Origin of the sequence: Pseudomonas sp. SBB6, assembly GCF_024213215.1 — a bacterium.
GTDB classification, from domain to species: domain Bacteria; phylum Pseudomonadota; class Gammaproteobacteria; order Pseudomonadales; family Pseudomonadaceae; genus Aquipseudomonas; species Aquipseudomonas donghuensis.
In genome coordinates, this window is sequence record NZ_JANAVH010000001.1 from 473,036 (window position 1) to 490,256 (window position 17,221).

The 17,221-nt window shown below is 57.8% G+C and carries 21 protein-coding genes, 1 tRNA gene and 2 pseudogenes; 8 read left to right on the plus strand and 16 right to left on the minus strand.

Going from position 1 to position 17,221, the window contains the following annotated elements:
* Positions 1–37: 37 nt before the first annotated feature.
* From tagQ to rfaD, 4 genes are all read left to right on the plus strand, one after another.
* Positions 38–997 carry a type VI secretion system-associated lipoprotein TagQ gene (gene tagQ, locus NLX68_RS02245; RefSeq protein WP_254282648.1) on the plus strand — a complete coding sequence of 320 codons (960 nt, stop codon included), beginning with the start codon at positions 38–40 and terminating at the stop codon, positions 995–997.
* Positions 998–1,074: 77 nt separating this feature from the next.
* A complete protein-coding gene (locus NLX68_RS02250; protein ID WP_254282509.1) occupies positions 1,075–1,980 on the plus strand; it encodes an NAD synthetase in 906 nt (301 codons plus the stop codon).
* Entirely contained in the window at positions 1,977–2,423 is a 447-nt protein-coding gene (locus NLX68_RS02255; protein ID WP_254282511.1) for a hypothetical protein, read from the plus strand. Before NLX68_RS02250 ends, NLX68_RS02255 begins: the two co-directional genes overlap by 4 nt.
* 134 nt (positions 2,424–2,557) lie before the next feature.
* Positions 2,558–3,550, plus strand: a complete 993-nt coding sequence (gene rfaD / locus NLX68_RS02260; protein WP_254282513.1) for an ADP-glyceromanno-heptose 6-epimerase — start codon at positions 2,558–2,560, stop codon at positions 3,548–3,550.
* 100 nt (positions 3,551–3,650) lie between these two features.
* On the opposite strand, the pseudogene NLX68_RS02265 reads toward rfaD, so the two are convergent.
* Positions 3,651–4,544: pseudogene (locus NLX68_RS02265) on the minus strand (NAD(P)/FAD-dependent oxidoreductase); the annotation flags it as partial.
* A gap of 462 nt (positions 4,545–5,006) precedes the next feature.
* Here NLX68_RS02265 and NLX68_RS02270 point away from each other — a divergent pair.
* The gene (locus NLX68_RS02270) at positions 5,007–5,246 is read left to right on the plus strand and encodes a type II toxin-antitoxin system RelB/DinJ family antitoxin (RefSeq protein WP_036994992.1); all 240 of its coding nucleotides are present in this window, start codon (positions 5,007–5,009) and stop codon (positions 5,244–5,246) included.
* A 106-nt stretch (positions 5,247–5,352) separates the two neighbouring features.
* Here the strand turns inward: NLX68_RS02270 and NLX68_RS02275 are convergent, their stop codons facing one another.
* From NLX68_RS02275 to NLX68_RS02285, 3 genes are all read right to left on the minus strand, one after another.
* Positions 5,353–6,306, minus strand: a complete 954-nt coding sequence (locus NLX68_RS02275; protein ID WP_254282515.1) for a hypothetical protein — start codon at positions 6,304–6,306, stop codon at positions 5,353–5,355.
* Positions 6,307–6,545: 239 nt separating this feature from the next.
* A complete protein-coding gene (locus NLX68_RS02280; RefSeq protein WP_254282517.1) occupies positions 6,546–7,010 on the minus strand; it encodes a toll/interleukin-1 receptor domain-containing protein in 465 nt (154 codons plus the stop codon).
* Between the two features lie 287 nt (positions 7,011–7,297).
* Positions 7,298–7,444 (minus strand): hypothetical protein, encoded by a 147-nt coding sequence (locus tag NLX68_RS02285; protein WP_254282518.1) that lies wholly within the window; start codon positions 7,442–7,444, stop codon positions 7,298–7,300.
* A 376-nt stretch (positions 7,445–7,820) separates the two neighbouring features.
* Between NLX68_RS02285 and NLX68_RS02290 the strand changes: the two genes are divergently transcribed.
* Complete coding sequence (locus tag NLX68_RS02290; protein WP_254282520.1) at positions 7,821–8,699, plus strand: YafY family protein; 879 nt, start codon at positions 7,821–7,823, stop codon at positions 8,697–8,699.
* A 136-nt stretch (positions 8,700–8,835) separates the two neighbouring features.
* On the opposite strand, the pseudogene NLX68_RS02295 reads toward NLX68_RS02290, so the two are convergent.
* The 7 genes and pseudogenes from NLX68_RS02295 to NLX68_RS02325 form a co-directional block, all read right to left on the minus strand.
* Positions 8,836–9,167: pseudogene (locus NLX68_RS02295) on the minus strand (integrase arm-type DNA-binding domain-containing protein); the annotation flags it as partial.
* A 172-nt stretch (positions 9,168–9,339) separates the two neighbouring features.
* Positions 9,340–9,415, minus strand: a tRNA-Thr gene (locus NLX68_RS02300).
* A gap of 97 nt (positions 9,416–9,512) precedes the next feature.
* Entirely contained in the window at positions 9,513–9,779 is a 267-nt protein-coding gene (locus NLX68_RS02305) for a hypothetical protein (RefSeq protein ID WP_036994997.1), read from the minus strand.
* 24 nt (positions 9,780–9,803) lie between these two features.
* Positions 9,804–10,010, minus strand: coding sequence for a hypothetical protein (locus NLX68_RS02310; RefSeq protein ID WP_038998271.1), 207 nt, complete (start codon positions 10,008–10,010; stop codon positions 9,804–9,806).
* 24 nt (positions 10,011–10,034) lie between these two features.
* Positions 10,035–10,415: a hypothetical protein gene (locus tag NLX68_RS02315; RefSeq protein WP_010221298.1), complete on the minus strand. Its 381-nt coding sequence runs from the start codon at positions 10,413–10,415 to the stop codon at positions 10,035–10,037.
* A gap of 18 nt (positions 10,416–10,433) precedes the next feature.
* A complete protein-coding gene (locus NLX68_RS02320) occupies positions 10,434–10,640 on the minus strand; it encodes a helix-turn-helix transcriptional regulator (protein ID WP_010221299.1) in 207 nt (68 codons plus the stop codon).
* A 9-nt stretch (positions 10,641–10,649) separates the two neighbouring features.
* Complete coding sequence (locus tag NLX68_RS02325) at positions 10,650–11,228, minus strand: hypothetical protein (RefSeq protein WP_036995000.1); 579 nt, start codon at positions 11,226–11,228, stop codon at positions 10,650–10,652.
* A gap of 542 nt (positions 11,229–11,770) precedes the next feature.
* Here NLX68_RS02325 and NLX68_RS02330 point away from each other — a divergent pair.
* Together NLX68_RS02330 and mdtI are read left to right on the plus strand one after the other, a co-directional pair.
* The gene (locus NLX68_RS02330; protein WP_010221301.1) at positions 11,771–12,130 is read left to right on the plus strand and encodes a multidrug/spermidine efflux SMR transporter subunit MdtJ; all 360 of its coding nucleotides are present in this window, start codon (positions 11,771–11,773) and stop codon (positions 12,128–12,130) included.
* On the plus strand, positions 12,124–12,453 hold the full coding sequence (gene mdtI, locus NLX68_RS02335; protein WP_010221302.1) for a multidrug/spermidine efflux SMR transporter subunit MdtI: 330 nt from the start codon (positions 12,124–12,126) through the stop codon (positions 12,451–12,453). The genes NLX68_RS02330 and mdtI overlap by 7 nt, the downstream gene beginning before the upstream one ends.
* 230 nt (positions 12,454–12,683) lie before the next feature.
* On the opposite strand, the gene NLX68_RS02340 is transcribed toward mdtI, so the two are convergent.
* From NLX68_RS02340 to NLX68_RS02360, 5 genes are read right to left on the minus strand one after another with little or no spacing between them, the layout of a single operon-like run.
* Positions 12,684–13,904 carry a methyltransferase gene (locus tag NLX68_RS02340; protein WP_254282522.1) on the minus strand — a complete coding sequence of 407 codons (1,221 nt, stop codon included), beginning with the start codon at positions 13,902–13,904 and terminating at the stop codon, positions 12,684–12,686.
* A 45-nt stretch (positions 13,905–13,949) separates the two neighbouring features.
* Positions 13,950–14,639 carry an ABC transporter permease gene (locus NLX68_RS02345; protein WP_010221304.1) on the minus strand — a complete coding sequence of 230 codons (690 nt, stop codon included), beginning with the start codon at positions 14,637–14,639 and terminating at the stop codon, positions 13,950–13,952.
* Positions 14,636–15,331 (minus strand): ABC transporter permease, encoded by a 696-nt coding sequence (locus NLX68_RS02350; RefSeq protein ID WP_254282523.1) that lies wholly within the window; start codon positions 15,329–15,331, stop codon positions 14,636–14,638. The genes NLX68_RS02345 and NLX68_RS02350 overlap by 4 nt, the downstream gene beginning before the upstream one ends.
* Before the next feature lie 57 nt (positions 15,332–15,388).
* Positions 15,389–16,150, minus strand: a complete 762-nt coding sequence (locus tag NLX68_RS02355) for an ABC transporter substrate-binding protein (protein WP_254282524.1) — start codon at positions 16,148–16,150, stop codon at positions 15,389–15,391.
* A gap of 13 nt (positions 16,151–16,163) precedes the next feature.
* A complete protein-coding gene (locus NLX68_RS02360) occupies positions 16,164–16,937 on the minus strand; it encodes an ABC transporter ATP-binding protein (RefSeq protein WP_254282525.1) in 774 nt (257 codons plus the stop codon).
* Between the last annotated feature and the right edge of the window lie 284 nt (positions 16,938–17,221).

The window sequence follows — 17,221 nt, forward strand, 5'->3', positions numbered from 1 at the left end:
TGTTCCGGGCGTGTCCAAACAGAGAGAGAACCTGACCATGCTTTCAACTCGCAAGCCCTTCTTCACTGCTTCCAACGGCCGGGCCGCGCTGCTGCTGGCGGCCGGTTTCAGCACCGTCCTGCTGACTGGCTGCGCCAGCTCGCCGGCGTCCAAGGTCGGTGCGACGACCAAGGTCGAGTACTACCCGAGCTGCTACGAGCCGGTCCAGCACCTGCGCGCTACCGATTCGGACATGACCAAGTCGGTCGCCACCGGTGCCCTGATCGGTGCCGTCGGCGGCGCCCTGACCGGCGCCCTGACCGGCAACTCCGACACCCGTGGCCGTAATGCCGCCATCGGTGCTGCCGGTGGTGCCCTGGTCGGCGGCGCCGCCGGTTACTACACCGAGCGCCAGAAGCAGATCAGCGATGACAACCAGCGCATCGGCTCCTACGCCACCGACATCAACAAGAGCGCGGCCGACATGGACCGCAGCACCGCTTACGCCAAAGCCTCCCAGGCGTGCTACCAGCGTGAGTTCGCCAACCTGATGGATGGCCGCAAGAGCAACAAGATCAGCGATGGCGAAGGCCGCAAGCGCCTGGCGGAAATCATCGCCGGCCTGCAGGAGTCGAACAACCTGATCACCGCGGTCAACGGCCGTCTGGGTGAGAACCTCAACAACTACACCCAGGCCTACGAGCAAGACCTCAAGCAGGTCGGCGTGCAGCGTAACGACGTCGTGGTGGTTGCCGAAGCCGAAGCGCCAGTGCTGGCCACCGGCAACGCCAAGAAAACCACCACCGCCAAAGCCAAGACCAAAGCCCCGGCCCAGGCGAAGAAAAAGCTGCCAGAGGTGCCGAAGGAAGCCGTTGCCACCGAAAAGACCCTGCAGGACGCCAACGCCAAGAAGGCTGAAAGCCAGAAGGTTGCCAGCGCCGGCCAGAGCCAGGTCAACAGCATGTGCAAGAACCCTGACATGGGTGACTGGGCACCGGTGCCTTGCCCTAACGTGTAAGGCCTGAGCAGCAGCGTCGCCCGGCCCGGCAGTAAAAGGCCGGGCGGCCTGCTGTGCCGTTTCAAGGAAGACCGTTCATGAGTGAGTTACTCAACCGACTGGATAGCAATCCATCGCAGTTTTTCGCCAGGCAGCGCATCGAAAGCCGCATCAACCTGCCGAAACTCTTCGCTGCCATTGATGCCGACCCGGGCATCGTCGGTGCGGGGGTGGTGTATATCGATGCGGATTACAACGTGGTTACTCTGCGTGAGTTTCAGCCGATTTGCAGTGTGTTGCCCAAGCGGGTGATTTTGCGTGAGGCCCCGAAGTACCAGGCCCCTGCGCAATTCATGCACCAGTTGCAGAACAATCCACGTGAGTCACGAGTGGTCAAGGAGGCGGTCAACACCACCTTGTCTTGTACCGGAGCGGTTCTTGGCTGGATTGTTTTGTTCAGTGGCTCGATAGCCGTGCCATTTACCGGCGGCACGAGTCTGGCATTGAGTTACGTGGGCGGTGCGGCGGCACTCGCCAGCTCCGGTCAATGCATTGTTGGGATCGCCAGAACCTATAACGAAATCAACAATCCATCCGACAACGACGAAATGGACCAGAACGTCTGGTTTCAAGCAGTCATGCCGGTTCTGGATGCTGTCTCATTGCTTGGCGTAGGTGCTTCCGGTCTGAACACGGTGAAGTACCTGCAAGTGCGCAAGGCCGCCACTGGCAGCAGTTGGTATGAGCTGACCAAGACCTTGAGTCGGCAACAACGCAAGTCACTGACTAAAGAGTTGTTGTTGATCAAACACCCGTCACTCACGGCCAAGCAGTTGAAACTCAAACAAAGCGCGGGCGAGCTGGTCAAGCGCTACACCCCTACCGAGTTCAAGCACGCGACACAGACCCTGATCAAGGATTCGCTCGGTGCCGCCACGGGCCTTGCGGGTAGCAATACCGTGCAGACAATCGCGGTGGGCTTGTATGAGGAGCTGGCGGAATGAATCAAAATTCCAAACTGAAAGATTTTCTAGCCCGCTTTTTCCCGACGTTCCTTTGCACTTACTTCCTCTCCTGTCTTGCCGTAGGGTGCACGCTTTCGCTGGTCTGGAGCACTTATCTGCTTAGCGCTGATATTCGCTCATTTCTGATTACTACAGCGATTGTCACTGTCATCGTTACTGGCGGGCACATCGCCGTTGTCAGAGGGCGTCCCTGGGGTTTGTGGGTGGTGGTTGCCGTATTCCTGGCTTGCCTGTTCATCGTCTTGCCCACGTATGGCTACCGGCCTCATCCGTTCTCCTACACGACGGGCATTTTGTTCCCGCTGCTTGGACTCCTTGTTCTCAATAGCAAGCGCTACCGCGAAATGCGCATCTGCCTGTTCGAGATCCGCGAAGAGCGCACCCGGGATCGTAAAGCACGTGCGGCCAAAGCCCGCCGTTGAGCGCGCAGCCAAACAACGTCAACGAGCAAAGGCTTGAGCCTTACGCAACCGACAAAACCATTGACCCTGGTTAATATTTGCTCAATTTCCACCCCCTAGACTGAGGCCTCTGTACCCTCAAAGGGGGAAATCGCATGACCATTATCGTCACCGGCGCCGCCGGTTTTATCGGTAGCAACCTGGTCCAGGCCCTCAATCAGCGCGGCGAAACCGACATCATCGCGGTCGATGACTTGAGCGATGGCGACAAGTTTCGCAACCTGGCTGACGGCGAAATCGCCGACTACCTGGACAAGGACGATTTTCTTCAGCGTTTTGGTCGTGGCCAGTTCGGCAAGGTACGCGCCGTGCTGCACCAGGGCGCTTGCTCCAGCACCGTCGAAGGCGACGGGCGCTTCATGATGGACAACAACTACCGCTACAGCCGCGACCTGCTCGACGCCGCCCAAGGCCTGCAGGTGCCGCTGCTGTATGCCTCGTCGGCAGCGGTGTATGGCGCCGGGCGTGACTTTCGCGAGCAGCGTGAATGCGAGCGGCCCTTGAACGTTTACGGCTACTCGAAGTTCCTCTTCGACCAGCGCGTGCGCCGGCAACTGGCCCAAGCACGCAGCCAGATCGTCGGCCTGCGTTACTTCAACGTCTACGGCCCCCACGAACAGCACAAAGGCGCCATGGCCTCGGTGGCCTTGCACTGCTTCAACCAGTATCAGGCCGACGGCAAGGTCAGCCTGTTCGGCAGCTATGGCGACTATCCTAGCGGCGCTCACCTGCGCGATTTTGTGGCGGTCGAGGATGTGGTCCGGGTCAACCTGTTCTTCCTCGACCGGCCGCAGTTGAGTGGCCTGTTCAACGTCGGCAGCGGTCGTGCCCAGCCTTTCAACGATGTGGCACTGGCAGTGATCAACCACCTGCGCGAGCAGCAGGACCAGCCACCGCTATCGCTGGAGATGGCCCTGCTGGAAGGAATCCTTGAGTACAGCGAGTTCCCCGAGCACCTGCGCGGCAAGTACCAGTGCTACACCTGCGCCGATCTTGAGCGCTTGCGCAGCGTTGGCTATCAGCAGCCAACGCTGACGGTGGAGCAGGGGGTGGCGCGTTACTGCGACTGGTTGCAGCGCGCACCGTAGTCAGTGCTGGCGCAAGGTCTTCAGATCGCCCTTGCCCGAGGTCCCGCACAGGTACTCCTGCAGTGAGTCATCCAGTGCGTTCAGCCATAGCCGCTGGCTGCGGCAGCTTGATGCGCCCGAGCATGTAGTCGCGGGCGAACCAGGCCTGGGCGTCGAACAGGTTGAAGCTGTACCAAAGGTCCTGCATGCCGAGGTAGATCAGCTGCGGGTTCTGCTCCCAGACAACCCCTTGGTACAGCCCTGCCGGCCACAGGCGGTTGCTGGTCTTGAGCGTCAGCTCGTCGGGCAGGAACGGGAAGTGATGCTGGTAGCCGGTGCAGAGGATGATCGCATCCACGCGCTTGCTCGAACCGTCGGCAAAGAACGCCATCTCGCCCTCGACCCGCAGCAACTGCGGGCGCTCCTCCCAGCCCTTGGGCCATTTGTAGCCCATGGGCTGGGTGCGGTAGGCGCTGGTGATCGAGCGCGCGCCGTACTTGAAGCATTGCGAGCCGATGTCTTCGGCCGAATAGCTGCTGCCGACGAAATCGAACACCTGCTCGATGCCCTGGCCGATGCTGTAGTCATAGGCACTGACAGTGAAGGTGCGGCTGGCCTGATCAAAACGCACCGCTTTGACCGCGGTATTGAAGCGAATGTAATCGCGCACACCGGCCTTTTTCACCCGGCCCTGAATGTAATCCCAGAGCACCTCGCGCGGCGGATAAGACGAAATCGGCCGCCCGAAATGCTCATCGAAACTGTAGTCGGCGAACTCCAGGCATTCCTTCGGCCCATTCGACCACAGGTAGCGATACATACTGCCGTGCACCGGCTCGCCGTGCTCATCCAGGCCGGTGCGCCAGGTGTAGTTCCACATCCCGCCCCAGTCGGCCTGCTTCTCGAAACAGACCACCTCGGGCATCTCGGCACCCTGGGCATGAGCGGATTGGAAGGCACGCAGCTGCGCCAGGCCGGACGGGCCCGCGCCGATAATGGCAACACGAATAGTCATAAGATTTCCTGACAGAAAACACTGAAAAAATGCAAAGCGTCTCCAGCCCTGAACGGCAGAACCGAGGGCGAGGGGAAGCGGAAACTTCAGGTGTCAGCTGGCAGGTGGAGGGACAGGGCGCTTGCGCTTGTGCGCGAGCAGGACGTCGCGAGGTGGAATCGACAAGGTGTGGAACAGCGTCGACAGGGGGGAGCTGGTCAGCGCAGGGCTAGCGACAGCGTTGGGCCCGTAAGGCTTGCCGAACAGCGCGGCAAACGGGCCTGAAGGGCGAAAGATACGTGTGGTCTCGTACATGGCGGGCTGATTCTGCCTCTTGTGGTTATGGATGCCTTTTTAGCTATAACGGATGGGGGAGGGGATTACAACCACCTGCAAGCGGTCGGCAAGCTGCTGGAGGTGCTTGCTCGTCGAGCTGCTTTCGGTCACTGTACAGACTAATGTCATTACAGTGGGGCCAAAGCCATGGCGTCTATCAACGTTCGTATCGACGACGATCTTAAAGCCCGTGCCTACCGTGAGCTCGAAAAGCTCGGCGTTACGCCTTCCGAACTGATGCGCCAGGCTTTGCAGTACGTCGCAGAGCGGGGCCAGTTACCGTTCAAGCCGGTGCTGTTGACGGAGGATGACGAGGCTTTGCTCGCAACAGTACGCGAGCGGTTGGCTGCACCACAGCGAGTGAAGGTCGCTCTGGATGACCTATAGCCCAGACTGAGCGAAACCACTTCATTGGAAATAAAAAAGGCCCACCTTGCGGTGAGCCTCTTTTTTACTGCGTATGGTGTGGCACCAGGAGTAGAGTTTCTGAGTATCAACTTCCTGTTGAGCGGTTTCGGTCATTTGCAATCACTTCGTTTATCAGCTCTCGTGCCTCTTGATTGCTAATTTTATCGGATTCGCAACTGATGGCCACGAACCTGTATGCCTGTTTACTATCCGGTATCGCCAGCGCAGCACGATCATCTGACATAGGTGCCACATAAACGTTTTTTACTTCTGGAAGCCCGCAAAATGTTGTGGACAAATGAAAAGAGGAGAATGCAATCGCTTGTCTCAGACGTGGCTCGTAAACGCTTTTGCTGACTACTTTTGTCATGATGGTTAAAGAAAAAATCGTACACAAAGCGATAGCCACAATCGCGGTGATATGTGAATTCCAATTTTTACTCCGGTCATCTGATTCCTTGTTTTTTCGACGGTGATCATGAATAAGGCTTCTAATCAGCAGAATCAGCGTCAATGGTAGGCTGAGGTAGCCCATCGCCAGCGAGAGCGCCATGAGCCAGATGATGGGCGTAAAGATAAGGGTAAGAAATAACTGGGCGCTGGGAAGATCTTGTGGGGCTAGTCCACTTAGTTCGGCAATGCCTGCATCTGAATAAATTTTCGAAAGAGCCGTTACGGCAAGCGCCGAGGGCACAAACAAAGCTTTTAACCCCCCTCCGTATTTGCTCCATAGTTTGGCAGCGTCCCAGTAGAAATACAGGAAGGTGAGTGCGGCGAGGCAATTGGCTACGAGCACTGAAATCAGGAGTTTGTTTCCGAGCTTCATCCCCGACATCGCTAGGAATCCAACCAAAAAGAACGCCATTGTAGTCAGCCCAAACACGATAGCTGCGTAGGTGGTAGGTTCCCATTGGCGAACTTTTTCAAAGTGTTGGTTATACCAGGGCGGTTTAGGCAGGGAGAGCTTCAAGTTTCCCATGTAGCCAAAAACTGCAGGGAGTATAAGGTAGAGCGATACCAAAATTTTGATAGGTAGCATGTTGGCTATTGTATTTCGGAATTAGTATGGTGATTCGGGAGGGCACACGGCTTAGGAAGCGCGCATACGATAGGGTCTATTCAACCCGTAACTGCCCTTCGCAGAGGGCAGATTAGGGGGCGATCCGAATTTAACTCTGCTCTAGCCTGTCCGCCGGAGATGGACTCAATTGACTAAGGCGGGGGAGCAGGCTTTTGCAATTAGTCGCATCAGAATGACGAGCTATGAGACCTCGATATCTAAAGTGCAATTAACTCGGAGATCTTTGTAGCTATCACCGACATCGAATCTTCTGCAGTACTCAGGCCGCTTCGGGAAGCGAGTAATGGGCTGACATTGCGGAGAGCCTCGTATGTTGTGTTGTGTACGATGGGGACGAGTTGGTTTCCTGCCAGCAGTGTCGAAAGTTCTTTGTCGGCGACGCTCTCTTTGGGAAGGCGGGCCAATAGAGCAGGGGTCACCAGCACTAGTCCAATTCGTGAATTTGCCAAGCCTTTGTCGATGGCGCGCATCATCGGAACGCCAAGGCCAAGATCCTTCTCGCTGAACCAAACCTTTACACCAGCCGCCACCAGGAGTTCGTGCAGTTCTTTGGCTGGCCCCAGCCGGTCGTCCCACGCGTGGCACAGGAATACATCACGTAGATCAGGTTGCGCTGCTGCTCGCGTCTCCACGGCCTGGCGAATTGGCGTGAGTGACTGCACTTGGGCAAATGTGTATGAAACTGATGAACCCGCTTTTGACCAGCGCGGCCTCGAAGCGCTGCTAGACTTGCCACCGCTGTACCCATAACTACTACCACTACTACTGAGTGATGGGTAGTAAGAGCGAGAGCTGGTGCGGTAGCGGCATGCAGGGCAGGCCGCTGCGGCTGCCGCTGAGCTATGTCCGCGTACTGGTGCTGTGCATCTAGACATGTCGAAATCCTTGCATTATCGGGAGCTAGCTCCTAGGGCACAGAAGGTGCCCTGGGCTCTGTTAAGCGATCAAATCAACGAGTCGCTTTTGGGCGAATGACGATGCGGAACGGCTGACCGTTCGCGCGACGTATCACCTTGCCGTTACGAGTACGTACGGTCATGCGGTAGATGACCTCGCCTTCGCCTTCGGGCTTGTCGAACATCTCAAGCTGGGACATAGAATGTCTCCTGTTGAGTTAACTCGATCACAGAACTCGCTCCCTTGCGCACAGAGCCCACAAGGGCTACCATCGCAAAGCTTTCACCACAAAAGCGCGAGAGACATCTGGAGTTAGTTCAGACGTCTTTTCCCTAAGGCCGGTCAAGTTCGCACCTTGATCGGCTTTTTCGTTTCTGGTTGATTGCCCTCCATTCAAGCCCTTTTCTGATTTCGTAAGGTGCTATAGATAAAGATACAGTGCAACCATATGCAGAGCCTATCATCATCATTTTGATGACGTCAAGCGCTCGCGTGCTATGATCCGCCCATATGAAATGGTCGGCCAAGCGCAAGGTCGCTCGGCAAGACAGGTAAGACGGTAAGACGGAGAGGACATGATTGACTTGAGCGACTACAGCCAGGCACAGCGGGAACGCCTGGTGTACATAGATTTCCGTCTCTATTTCACCGGGAGCGTTTCCCGAGCCGATTTGATGGATCGCTTTGGGATAGGCGCCGCCGCCGCCACTCGGGATTTCGCACAATACCGTGAGATTGTTCCCGGCAACACAGAGCTCGATACGGTGGCCAAGCATTACGTGATACGCGAGACCTTCTCGCCTTTGATAGCGCATTCGCCTGAGCGAGTGCTCACATCTCTTTCTCAGGGATATGGTTACGGTCTGGAAGGCGAAAAACCACTCATCCTCAACGAGTCTGTTTCACTGCTTAGCAAACCGAAGGTCGAGATCCTCGCGCCGATCACTCGTGCAATCAGCCTGCGTCAGGTGGTGAAAATTAGCTACACATCTGGTTCGGGCGAGTCTGAACGTGAAATCGTGCCCTTCGCTGTCAGCTGTGATGGCTTGCGCTGGCACGTTCGGGCTTACGATAGGAAGCGAGAGAAGTTTGTAGACTTCGTACTCGCCCGAATTGGGCACGCTCAGGTTCAGTTGGGACAAAAACCTAGAAATGTAGAAAACCAAATGCATGATGACCAGTGGAATCGCATGCTGGATTTGCCCCTCGTCCCGCACCCTGATAAGAACTGTGAGCAGATCGTGATGCGCGACTATGACATGCCTGATGGTGTGCTCAGGCTGCGTGTACGCGCTGCAATGGCAGGATACGTCCTACAGCAGTACCATGTTGACTGCTCTCCAGACCACAACATTGAGGACAAGGCCTATCGTCTCTGGCTGAGCGACCCCTTGGTTCTGTATGGAGTGGAGAGTTCTATGTTTGCTCCCGGATACAAGAGCCCGAATAGCTGAAATCAGCTTCCGGAGGGGGGGGGTAGGTTGGCGATATTTGAAAAAGTCACGCTGTAAGTGAAGACTCGCCCGAGTGTACTTACCATCTACGGGAATCTCCGAAGAAGTCCTCAAATGTGCTGAAATGCCTCGCGCACAATCCGGTACGCCAGTCGAGCGCAACTCTTTCAAAGGTTCTGCCTTTGATTACGGCTTCCGCCTTGGCTTTGTACTTGGCTTCCATGGGTTAATGCCATCCACCAGCATCCGCTTGACCTCCAAGCGCTTGCGGCGCGCAACGGGATAGTTGCGGGCTGAGGTCAGTCCTTCCCGTCCGTCAGGTTTGACATAACGGAGCCGTCAGCCTTTGTGGCAATTGGGTGGGACTAGGAGATAGATGCCCTTGCCGTCGAAAATCTTGTAGGCGCGGTCAGTAGGTTTTGCCAAGCAGCAAGCTGCGTTGTAGAGAGGAGCTGTGATACGCGACAGAAGGGTATTTCCTTTTATCGAAGTGACCTGTATCCCAAACTCTACCCTTAAAACGGCTGGAATCCACCAGATTTTGACGTAGCCCGACGGAACGCCAAAACGAAAAAACCCGCCAAAAGGCGGGTTTTTCGGGGATTCCAGAGATGTTGAAAGCCTTCTCTGGAACCTAATATGGTGCCGGCACCAGGAATCGAACCCGGGACCTACTGATTACAAGTCAGTTGCTCTACCATCTGAGCTATACCGGCACAGGGGCGTCATTATAGCGATCAGTTTGCGTCTGTAAACTACTTCTGCAACATTCCTCGCGATGCCCGGTTTCAGCGGCTATCGCGAGGTGTTTTGTTACCAGCCGCGGTGCATTGTGGTGGCGCTGGGTTCGGCTTTGGTGGGGTCGAATATCAGCGGTTTGTAGCGGCAATCGTGCTTTTTACAGTGCTCTCGGCAGCCGTGCTTTTTCTTGCAGGTGTAGGCCGGGCCCGAGTAGCCCTTGTCGCCGTATATCTGCATCTGCGGGATTTCCCAGCCAGACATCGGGGTGTAGTCGCCGGTCGTGCAGCCGCTCAAGTAAAACGCGCACGCCAGCAGGAGGAAGGATCTGATAATAGCCACAGGCAATTCCGTTTGGTCGAAGTGTCAGTGTTTGTGTGTGTCGAGGTAGTGCTGGATGGCGCGGTGGTCGCGGCTGAAGTCCGGCCCTGGGAAGCTCTGGTTGCCGTACCTCTGCATGGGGGGTACTTGCCAGTTGGACTCAGGTGGCGGGACTTGCCAGTCGGACATGAAAGCGCAGCCGCTCAGGTAAAACGCGGACGCAAGCAGGGCGATGGATCTGATGATATCCACAGTCAATTCCGTTTATTCGAGGCGTCAGTCTTTGTTGAGGATGCGCTGGATGGTGCCGCCGCAGGCCTGGTAGCAACTGTCGTAATCGTTGCCGCACGAGTAGCTCGAACCGCTGTTGAACGGGTAGCTGGGGTAGTAGCAGCTTTTGCGCGCTTCCTTTTTGCTCTTGCCGACCTGGCAATGCTGGTAGCTTCTGAGGTTGGCCTGGTACAGGGCCTGGTCGCTGTTTTCCTGCAGGCGCGCCATCTGTTTGCAGTGGTTGCGCTCCATCGAGCAGGAGTTGATGCAGTTCATGCCCGCCATGCTTGGCGGTGGGGAGTATCTATAGGTGTAGCTGGGGCCGCAGCCGCCGAGCAGGCCGACGGCCAGTAGCAGCGCGGCGCGCCATTTGAGTGAATTGCTCACGAGTTGCCAGTTCCTTGTTCATTCCTCGCTGAACTCCAGCAGGTCACCTGGCTGGCAGTTCAACGCGCGACAGAGCTTCTCGAGGGTTTCCATCTTGAAACCCTTGATCTTGCCGTTTTTCAGCAACGACAGGTTCGCCTCCGTAATACCGATAATCTCGGCCAGATCCTTGGAGCGGATCTTGTTCTTGGCCATGACTACATCGAGTCGAATAATTATCGGCATAGGGGCAAGCTAGACATAACAGTTGTGTTCATCGCTGATGGTTTTGGCGTCACGCATGAGGAGTGAGAAGGCGCACAGGAAGATGCCTTTCATGATCTCGTAAACCGCCTGGGATGATACACCGATCGATACACTGAAGCTTCTTTCGCCTTTGGGCAGGTCGATGGAGAACGCCAGGCCCTGCAAGGTGCCGATCATCGGCCAGACCATCGGTAAACCAATGCACAGCAAGCCCACCCACCAGAGCATCTTGATGTTCTGCGTCGTCCAGGTTTCGCCCCGGGACAGGCGCAGGAAGAACAAGCCTGTCAGGTACAAGGCAAAGGCCGAAAGGCTGGCGGGGATCAGTTCCAGGCCGATCACCAGGCCCAGGGCCAGGTGCGAAGGCTGGTAGTCCGGGGCCAGCAGCAGCGGCATGTTTTCGCCGAAGCTTTGCAGGTAGGCGCTTTGCACCTGGGCTTTTTCGAACACCCACAATAGTACGTTGCCGCCGAACTCGACGATCCCAGTACCCCAGGCGAGTACCGCGGCGAATGCACCGATCACTCGCAGACGCGATCTCGCGTAAGCCACTGTCTTACTGTTCATGGTTTCCCTCCGTGCTAGTTGAGCGGGGTGCATTATTTGTGAAAAATTATCGTATTACAATAATTAATTGTGATTTTGGTAAGGGTGCGGCGTTTTGACACGAGGGGCGTAGAGGAGTGTCAGGGGGCTGCGGGGCAGCTGCATCGCTGGCAAGGCCAGCTCCCACACGGGCCAATGCGCCACTACTGTGGGAGCCGGCCTTGCCGGCGATGGGGTGCGCAGCAGCCCCAGAATGGCCGGGTAATATAATTTACGAACCTTTCTGCAACCTTTAAGGGCTTTCACCTTAATACGGACTGAAAGACGCGAAAATTAATTAGCCATTTTCTATCGATTTGACTTTAACGATGCCTTGAGCTAATTTGTTGTTCATTATGTTGAACACTAAAGCGTTTCCGCTCTTCACCTCCCGCCTGGTTTCCCGTGAACGTCACTGGACCGGCGACCTCTAGCGCCTCCCCCGACAAACAGTCTTTTGCTTCTTTTTGTCTGCAGCCGTCAGCGCGATTTCGCTCGGCTTGTGTCGCCCGTGGGAGGGCATCATGCGTTCCTGGATCTATCTGTTTATCGCCATCACCGCTGAGGTGATCGGCACCGCGTCGATGAAATTCGCCGCCAGTCATTTCCCCATTCTTGGTCACGGGTTGATGTACCTGATGATCGGCCTGTCGTACTTCTTCCTGGCGCTGGCGGTTAAACGCGTGCCAGTGGGTGTGGCCTACGCCCTGTGGGAAGGCATCGGCATCGTGCTGATTACCCTGATCAGCGTCACTTGGCTGGGCGAGAGCCTGGGCCTGCTCAAGGCCGCCGGCCTGGGTGTGATGATCGCCGGTATCCTGCTGATCAAGTCGGGTACCCGCGCCGCACCTGCCCCGCGCCACATGGAGGCGCTGCCATGCTGAGCATGAACTGGATTCCCTTCGCCTGGCTGGGCCTGGCGATCGTGCTGGAGGTGATCGCCAACCTGCTGCTCAAGTATTCCGACGGCTTTAAAAAGCGCGGCCTGGGCATCGCCTCGATTCTCTGTGTGCTGGCCGCCTTTACCGCGCTGGCTCAAGCTGTACGAGATATCGAACTGTCGCTGGCCTACGCCATCTGGGGTGGCTTCGGCATCCTTGCCACTGTGGCCATGGGCTGGGCGTTGTTTGGTCAACGCCTGATGGGGCGTGGTTGGCTGGGGCTGGCGCTGTTGCTGGTGGGCATGAGCCTGTTGAAACTGGCTTGATTCAACGTGCTTAGCGCTATTCGCGCAAAGGCTTATGCACAAGGCGCATGCCAAGTCGATGGTCGTTGCATCGGAGCAACGCTCGCCGTTGGTCTTTGCGCAAATGGCTGTTTTTGCTGGCGATTAATCAGTGAGCAAAAAATGACCAGGCTGTAAAAACGCTTGGATCCACGAATCTTCAGGGGTCCTACGCAAGGTTGTGCACAGAGTTATCCACAGGCTGCGAGCCTTTATCGGCGTTCGGCCAACAGCAACAGATTGCGCGGGGTGAGAGGTTGTTCACAAAACACCCCGAGCTGTACCTCGTAGGACTGTTCCTGCAGGAACAGTGCGCGATCGAGCACCAGCCAAAGTTCCAGCGGGCGGCGGAACACATTGCGTAGTAACTCCAGGTTGCGCACCTGGGCCAGGCGCTGCCAGCCCGCAGCTTCCAGCGCGAGCCAATCGGGGGCGGCCTCTACCGGCAAGCTCTTGAGTGCTGCCAGGTCGAGGCAGTAGTCGGCATACGGCTTGTGCAGCCAGCTGACCGCCAGCGAAGGCGTCGGCAGGTACTCATCCACCCCACGCAGCTGACGTTGCCACAGATCGAAACCCAGGCGCCTGGCCATGGATTGATCGCGCTGGCGGCGAACGCGCGCGCCCGCAGTAACCGTTTCACTGAGCGGCAGGCCGAGGTCATCGATCGACAACTGCAAGCCAGACGCCTTGGCGGCGGTGGATAACGGTTGGTAGTGCGGCGCCTGGATGCGGTTGTAGCAGCAGGGCGCGATGGCCAGCTGGCGGCAGCCCCGAAGGCTGGCCAACTGCATCAGGCGTACATGCAAATCACCGCAGGCATGCAGGGCCACTGCGGTGTGCTCGGCATTCAACTGCAATGGCGCATCATCGGCCAGTACATCCTGCAGGCGGTGCTCGGCGGGCAAGTGGTGATGCTGGCTGAGGGCGATTCCGGCGTCGACCAGCGCCGGGTCGTATTCCAGGCAGGTCAGTTGCTGGCTGTGCGGCTCCAGCAAGCGCCGGCCCAGGTGGCCTTTGCCGGCGCACCAGTCCAGCCAGTGGCGTGGGCTGTGGATAAAGCCCAGGTGGCTGGCGAAGGCTTCGATCTGCTGCCATTTGCGCCCCGGTACATCGACGTTCAGGCGCTGGCTCGCCGAGGGCAGGGCCACGGTGGATAACTCACCGATGGCCGACAGCTGTGCCGCCATGCGTGCCAGTTGTGGCAAGGGCGCCGGTGCGTCCAGCTGCTCGGGATGATTGTGCGCCGCCTCCGCTTCGCTTAACGAGCGCTGGCGCAACCAGCCGGCAAGGGCTGGATACGTGGTTTCCCAAGGCAGCTCAAGCTGGGTGAAAGGCCGTGGCCGCCACAGTGCCTGGTGCTCGCGCAGAAAGCTGTCCAGCGCCTGGAAGCGGCTGAGCAGTTGGTCGCCGGAAAGAGGAAGGGCAGTGGTCATGAGCAGATACGAAAACGGGGCTGTGATCAGCCCCGTTATACAGGTTTATCGACCCTGGCAGGCGTCGACGCGCAGCCAGCGTTCCAGCTGTTTGAAGGCTTGAACCAGCAGGAAGGAAATCAGCAGGTAGAACAGGCCCGCAGCGAAAAAGATCTCTACTGGCAGGTAGGTCCGGGCGATGATGGTCCGCGCCATGCCGGTCAGCTCCAGCAGGGTGACGGTGCTCGCCAGGGCGCTGGCCTTGAGCATCAGGATCACTTCGTTGCTGTAGGCCGGCAGGCCGATGCGCGCTGCGCGTGGCAGCATGATGTAGATCATCGCCTTGGCCCGGGACATGCCCAGGGCCCGCGCCGCTTCAATCTCGCCGCGAGGGATGGCCTGCAGCGCGCCACGCAGGATTTCTGCGATGTAAGCGGCAGTATGCAGGGTCATGGTCAGCACCGTGCACCAGAACGGGTCCCGCAGGTAGGGCCACAAGGCACTGTTTCGCACGGCATCGAACTGGGCAAGCCCGTAGTACACCAGGAACAACTGAACCAGCAGCGGTGTGCCACGGAAAAAGAAAATGTAACCGTACGGCAGGGCGCGCACGTACCAGTGTCGCGAGGAGCGGGCGATACCCAGTGGAATGGCGATGATCAGCCCGGCAATGACCGCGATGCTCACCAGTTCCAGGGTCAGCGTGGCGCCTTGGGCCAGGCGTGGCAGCCACTTGATGATGACTTCCCAGTTCATTGATTGGCCCTCGCGAAGCCGCGACCGGCGCGTTTTTCCATGAAGTGCATGCCGGTCATGGCCAGGACCGTCAGGCCCAGGTAGATGATGGCGGCGACCATGTAGAAGGTGAACGGCTGCTTGCTCACGGTCACGGCGATTTGCGAGTGACGCATGATTTCTTCCAGGCCGATCACCGAGACCAGTGCGGTGTCTTTCATCAGGATCATGAACAGGTTGCCCAGGCCGGGCAGCGCGATCCGCCACATTTGCGGCAGGATCAGTTTGGAGAAGATTCGCCCTTTGGACAGGCCGAGCGCGAGGCCAGCTTCACGGTGACCCTTGGGAATGGCCAGGATTGCACCACGGAACACCTCCGTGGCATAGGCGCCGAAGCACAGGCCCAGGGCAATCACGCCTGCGGCAAAAGCATTGAGCTCCAGGCCGGGAATATTCAGGAGTTCGCCAAGCTGGTTCATCAGGCTGACGGTGCCAAAGTAAATCAACAACACCCAGAGCAGCTCGGGCACGCCGCGAACTATCGTCGAGTAGAAGCCACCCAGCCATTGCAGGGGTTTGTACGGCGAGGTCTTGGCCAGGGCGCCAAGCAGCCCCAGGACCAGCCCCAGGCATAGGGCCGACAACGCGAGTTTGACGGTCATCAGCGTCCCGACAAACAGGGCCGGACCGAATCCGTAGAGATCAATATTCATGGGCAGGTTTGTTCAAGGGACCGGCATCGCCTCCAGGGCAATGCCGGTCGGGGCGAATCAATAGATGCTGAACGGGAAGTATTTGTTGTTGATCTTCTCGTAGGTGCCGTCGGCAACGATTTCTTTCAGTGCAGCGTTCAGCTTGTTGCGCAGTTCATTGTCACCTTTGCGCACAGCGATGCCGACCTTGTCGCTTTCGTTCACCGGCTCGCCTTTGAACTCGTAGTTTTTACCGGCTTCGGACTTGAGCCAGTCGTAGTTGGCATATTTGTCAGCCAGCAGGGCGTCGACGCGGCCCGAGGTCAGGTCCAGGTAGGCGTTTTCCTGGGTGTCATACAGGCTGACCTTGAACTTGTTGTCCATGCCGCCGTTGTCGTCCAGCCAGATAGCCGCCTGGGTGGCGCGCTGAGTGCCGAGGGTCTTGCCTTCGAGCGACTTGGGGTCGGTCTTGAAGTCGACGTTTTTCGGGGCGATGAACTGCTGCTTGTTCGAGTAGTACGGGTCGGTGAAGTCTACGGCTTGCTTGCGCTCGTCGGTGATCGACAGCGACGAGACGATGAAGTCGGACTTCTTCGCGTTCAGGGCGGGAATGATGCCGTCCCAGTCGGAGACCACGACTTCACACTCGACCTTCATCTTGGCGCACAGGGCGTCGCCGATGTCTTTGTCGAAGCCGACCACCTGGCCGCTGGCATCCTTGTTGTTGAACGGCGGGTAGGCCGCCTCAATGCCCATCTTCAGTTTCTCGGCAGCCATGGCATTGGCCGAGAACACCAGCGTGGCGGCAGCGGCCAGGAGGAATTTCTTATAGGTCTGCATGCGTGTTGCTCCGTTAGCGGTTGCTGGACATGAATTGTTTACAACGCGCCGAGGTCGGGTTTTCGAAAACCTGCTGCGGCGTTCCTTGCTCTTCGACCAGCCCCTGGTGCAGGAAGACGACTTCGCTGGACACCTGGCGGGCAAAGCCCATTTCGTGGGTAACCAGTAGCATGGTACGGCCTTCTTCGGCGAGGGCACGGATAACGTTGAGCACTTCCTGAACCATTTCCGGGTCCAGGGCCGAGGTCGGCTCATCGAACAGGATGACCTTGGGCTTCATTGCCAGGGTACGGGCGATGGCCGCACGCTGTTGCTGACCTCCGGACAGTTCGGCCGGGTAGCTGTGACGCTTGTTGTGGATGCCGACCTTGTCCAGCAGCGCTTCGGCATGCTCGATGGCCTCGGCCTTGCTTTGGCCCAGCACCCGGCGCGGCGCCTCGATGATGTTGTCGAGGATGCTCATGTGCGGCCACAGGTTGAAGTTCTGGAAGACGAAGCCGATCTCGCTGCGCAGGCGATTGATCTGCTTGTTGTCGGCGGCCACCAGTTCGCCGTTTTTTGCCGCCTTGAGCTTGAGCTCTTCACCGGCCACCAGGATCTGGCCCAGGTGCGGGTTTTCCAGCAGGTTGATGCAGCGCAGCAGAGTGGACTTGCCGGAGCCGGAGGATCCCAGGATCGAGATCACATCGCCATCACGTGCGGTCAGCGAAATTCCCTTGAGGATTTCCTGGTCGCCGTAGCGTTTGTGCAGGTTGCGGATTTCCAGCGCGGGCGTGGCCTCAGCCATGTGCGGTCCTCATGTGTTCTGGTGCGCTCCTGCTGTTAGCGGCCTTCCTGGCGAGGCGCCAAGCTAGCATAGCGGTCCGAAGACAGCCAATAACGTCGGGAGAGGCAATCGGTTGCTGGGAGGGCGGGTGTCGCATCGCTGCAGTGGACTGTCGCGCAGATGTCCGCCTACCCTCGTTTCCAGGGCCGGAGCCTTGATGAAAAAAGGCGCGATGGTGCCAGTTTTGGCCGTTTCTGGGAAGTCGTTTCTGACCTTGTGCACAGGTTCGGGCCTTTATCTACGGT

Excerpts from the sequence above, each read along its gene's own strand:
- tagQ (WP_254282648.1), top strand. The coding sequence starts at position 38 with ATGCTTTCAACTCGCAAGCCCTTCTTCACTGCTTCCAACGGCCGGGCC.
- NLX68_RS02250 (WP_254282509.1), top strand. The coding sequence starts at position 1,075 with ATGAGTGAGTTACTCAACCGACTGGATAGCAATCCATCGCAGTTTTTC.
- NLX68_RS02255 (WP_254282511.1), top strand. The coding sequence starts at position 1,977 with ATGAATCAAAATTCCAAACTGAAAGATTTTCTAGCCCGCTTTTTCCCG.
- rfaD (WP_254282513.1), top strand. The coding sequence starts at position 2,558 with ATGACCATTATCGTCACCGGCGCCGCCGGTTTTATCGGTAGCAACCTG.
- NLX68_RS02270 (WP_036994992.1), top strand. The coding sequence starts at position 5,007 with ATGGCGTCTATCAACGTTCGTATCGACGACGATCTTAAAGCCCGTGCC.
- NLX68_RS02275 (WP_254282515.1), bottom strand. The coding sequence starts at position 6,306 with ATGCTACCTATCAAAATTTTGGTATCGCTCTACCTTATACTCCCTGCA.
- NLX68_RS02285 (WP_254282518.1), bottom strand. The coding sequence starts at position 7,444 with ATGTCCCAGCTTGAGATGTTCGACAAGCCCGAAGGCGAAGGCGAGGTC.
- NLX68_RS02290 (WP_254282520.1), top strand. The coding sequence starts at position 7,821 with ATGATTGACTTGAGCGACTACAGCCAGGCACAGCGGGAACGCCTGGTG.
- NLX68_RS02320 (WP_010221299.1), bottom strand. The coding sequence starts at position 10,640 with ATGCCGATAATTATTCGACTCGATGTAGTCATGGCCAAGAACAAGATC.
- NLX68_RS02325 (WP_036995000.1), bottom strand. The coding sequence starts at position 11,228 with ATGAACAGTAAGACAGTGGCTTACGCGAGATCGCGTCTGCGAGTGATC.
- NLX68_RS02330 (WP_010221301.1), top strand. The coding sequence starts at position 11,771 with ATGCGTTCCTGGATCTATCTGTTTATCGCCATCACCGCTGAGGTGATC.
- mdtI (WP_010221302.1), top strand. The coding sequence starts at position 12,124 with ATGCTGAGCATGAACTGGATTCCCTTCGCCTGGCTGGGCCTGGCGATC.
- NLX68_RS02340 (WP_254282522.1), bottom strand. The coding sequence starts at position 13,904 with ATGACCACTGCCCTTCCTCTTTCCGGCGACCAACTGCTCAGCCGCTTC.
- NLX68_RS02345 (WP_010221304.1), bottom strand. The coding sequence starts at position 14,639 with ATGAACTGGGAAGTCATCATCAAGTGGCTGCCACGCCTGGCCCAAGGC.
- NLX68_RS02350 (WP_254282523.1), bottom strand. The coding sequence starts at position 15,331 with ATGAATATTGATCTCTACGGATTCGGTCCGGCCCTGTTTGTCGGGACG.
- NLX68_RS02355 (WP_254282524.1), bottom strand. The coding sequence starts at position 16,150 with ATGCAGACCTATAAGAAATTCCTCCTGGCCGCTGCCGCCACGCTGGTG.
- NLX68_RS02360 (WP_254282525.1), bottom strand. The coding sequence starts at position 16,937 with ATGGCTGAGGCCACGCCCGCGCTGGAAATCCGCAACCTGCACAAACGC.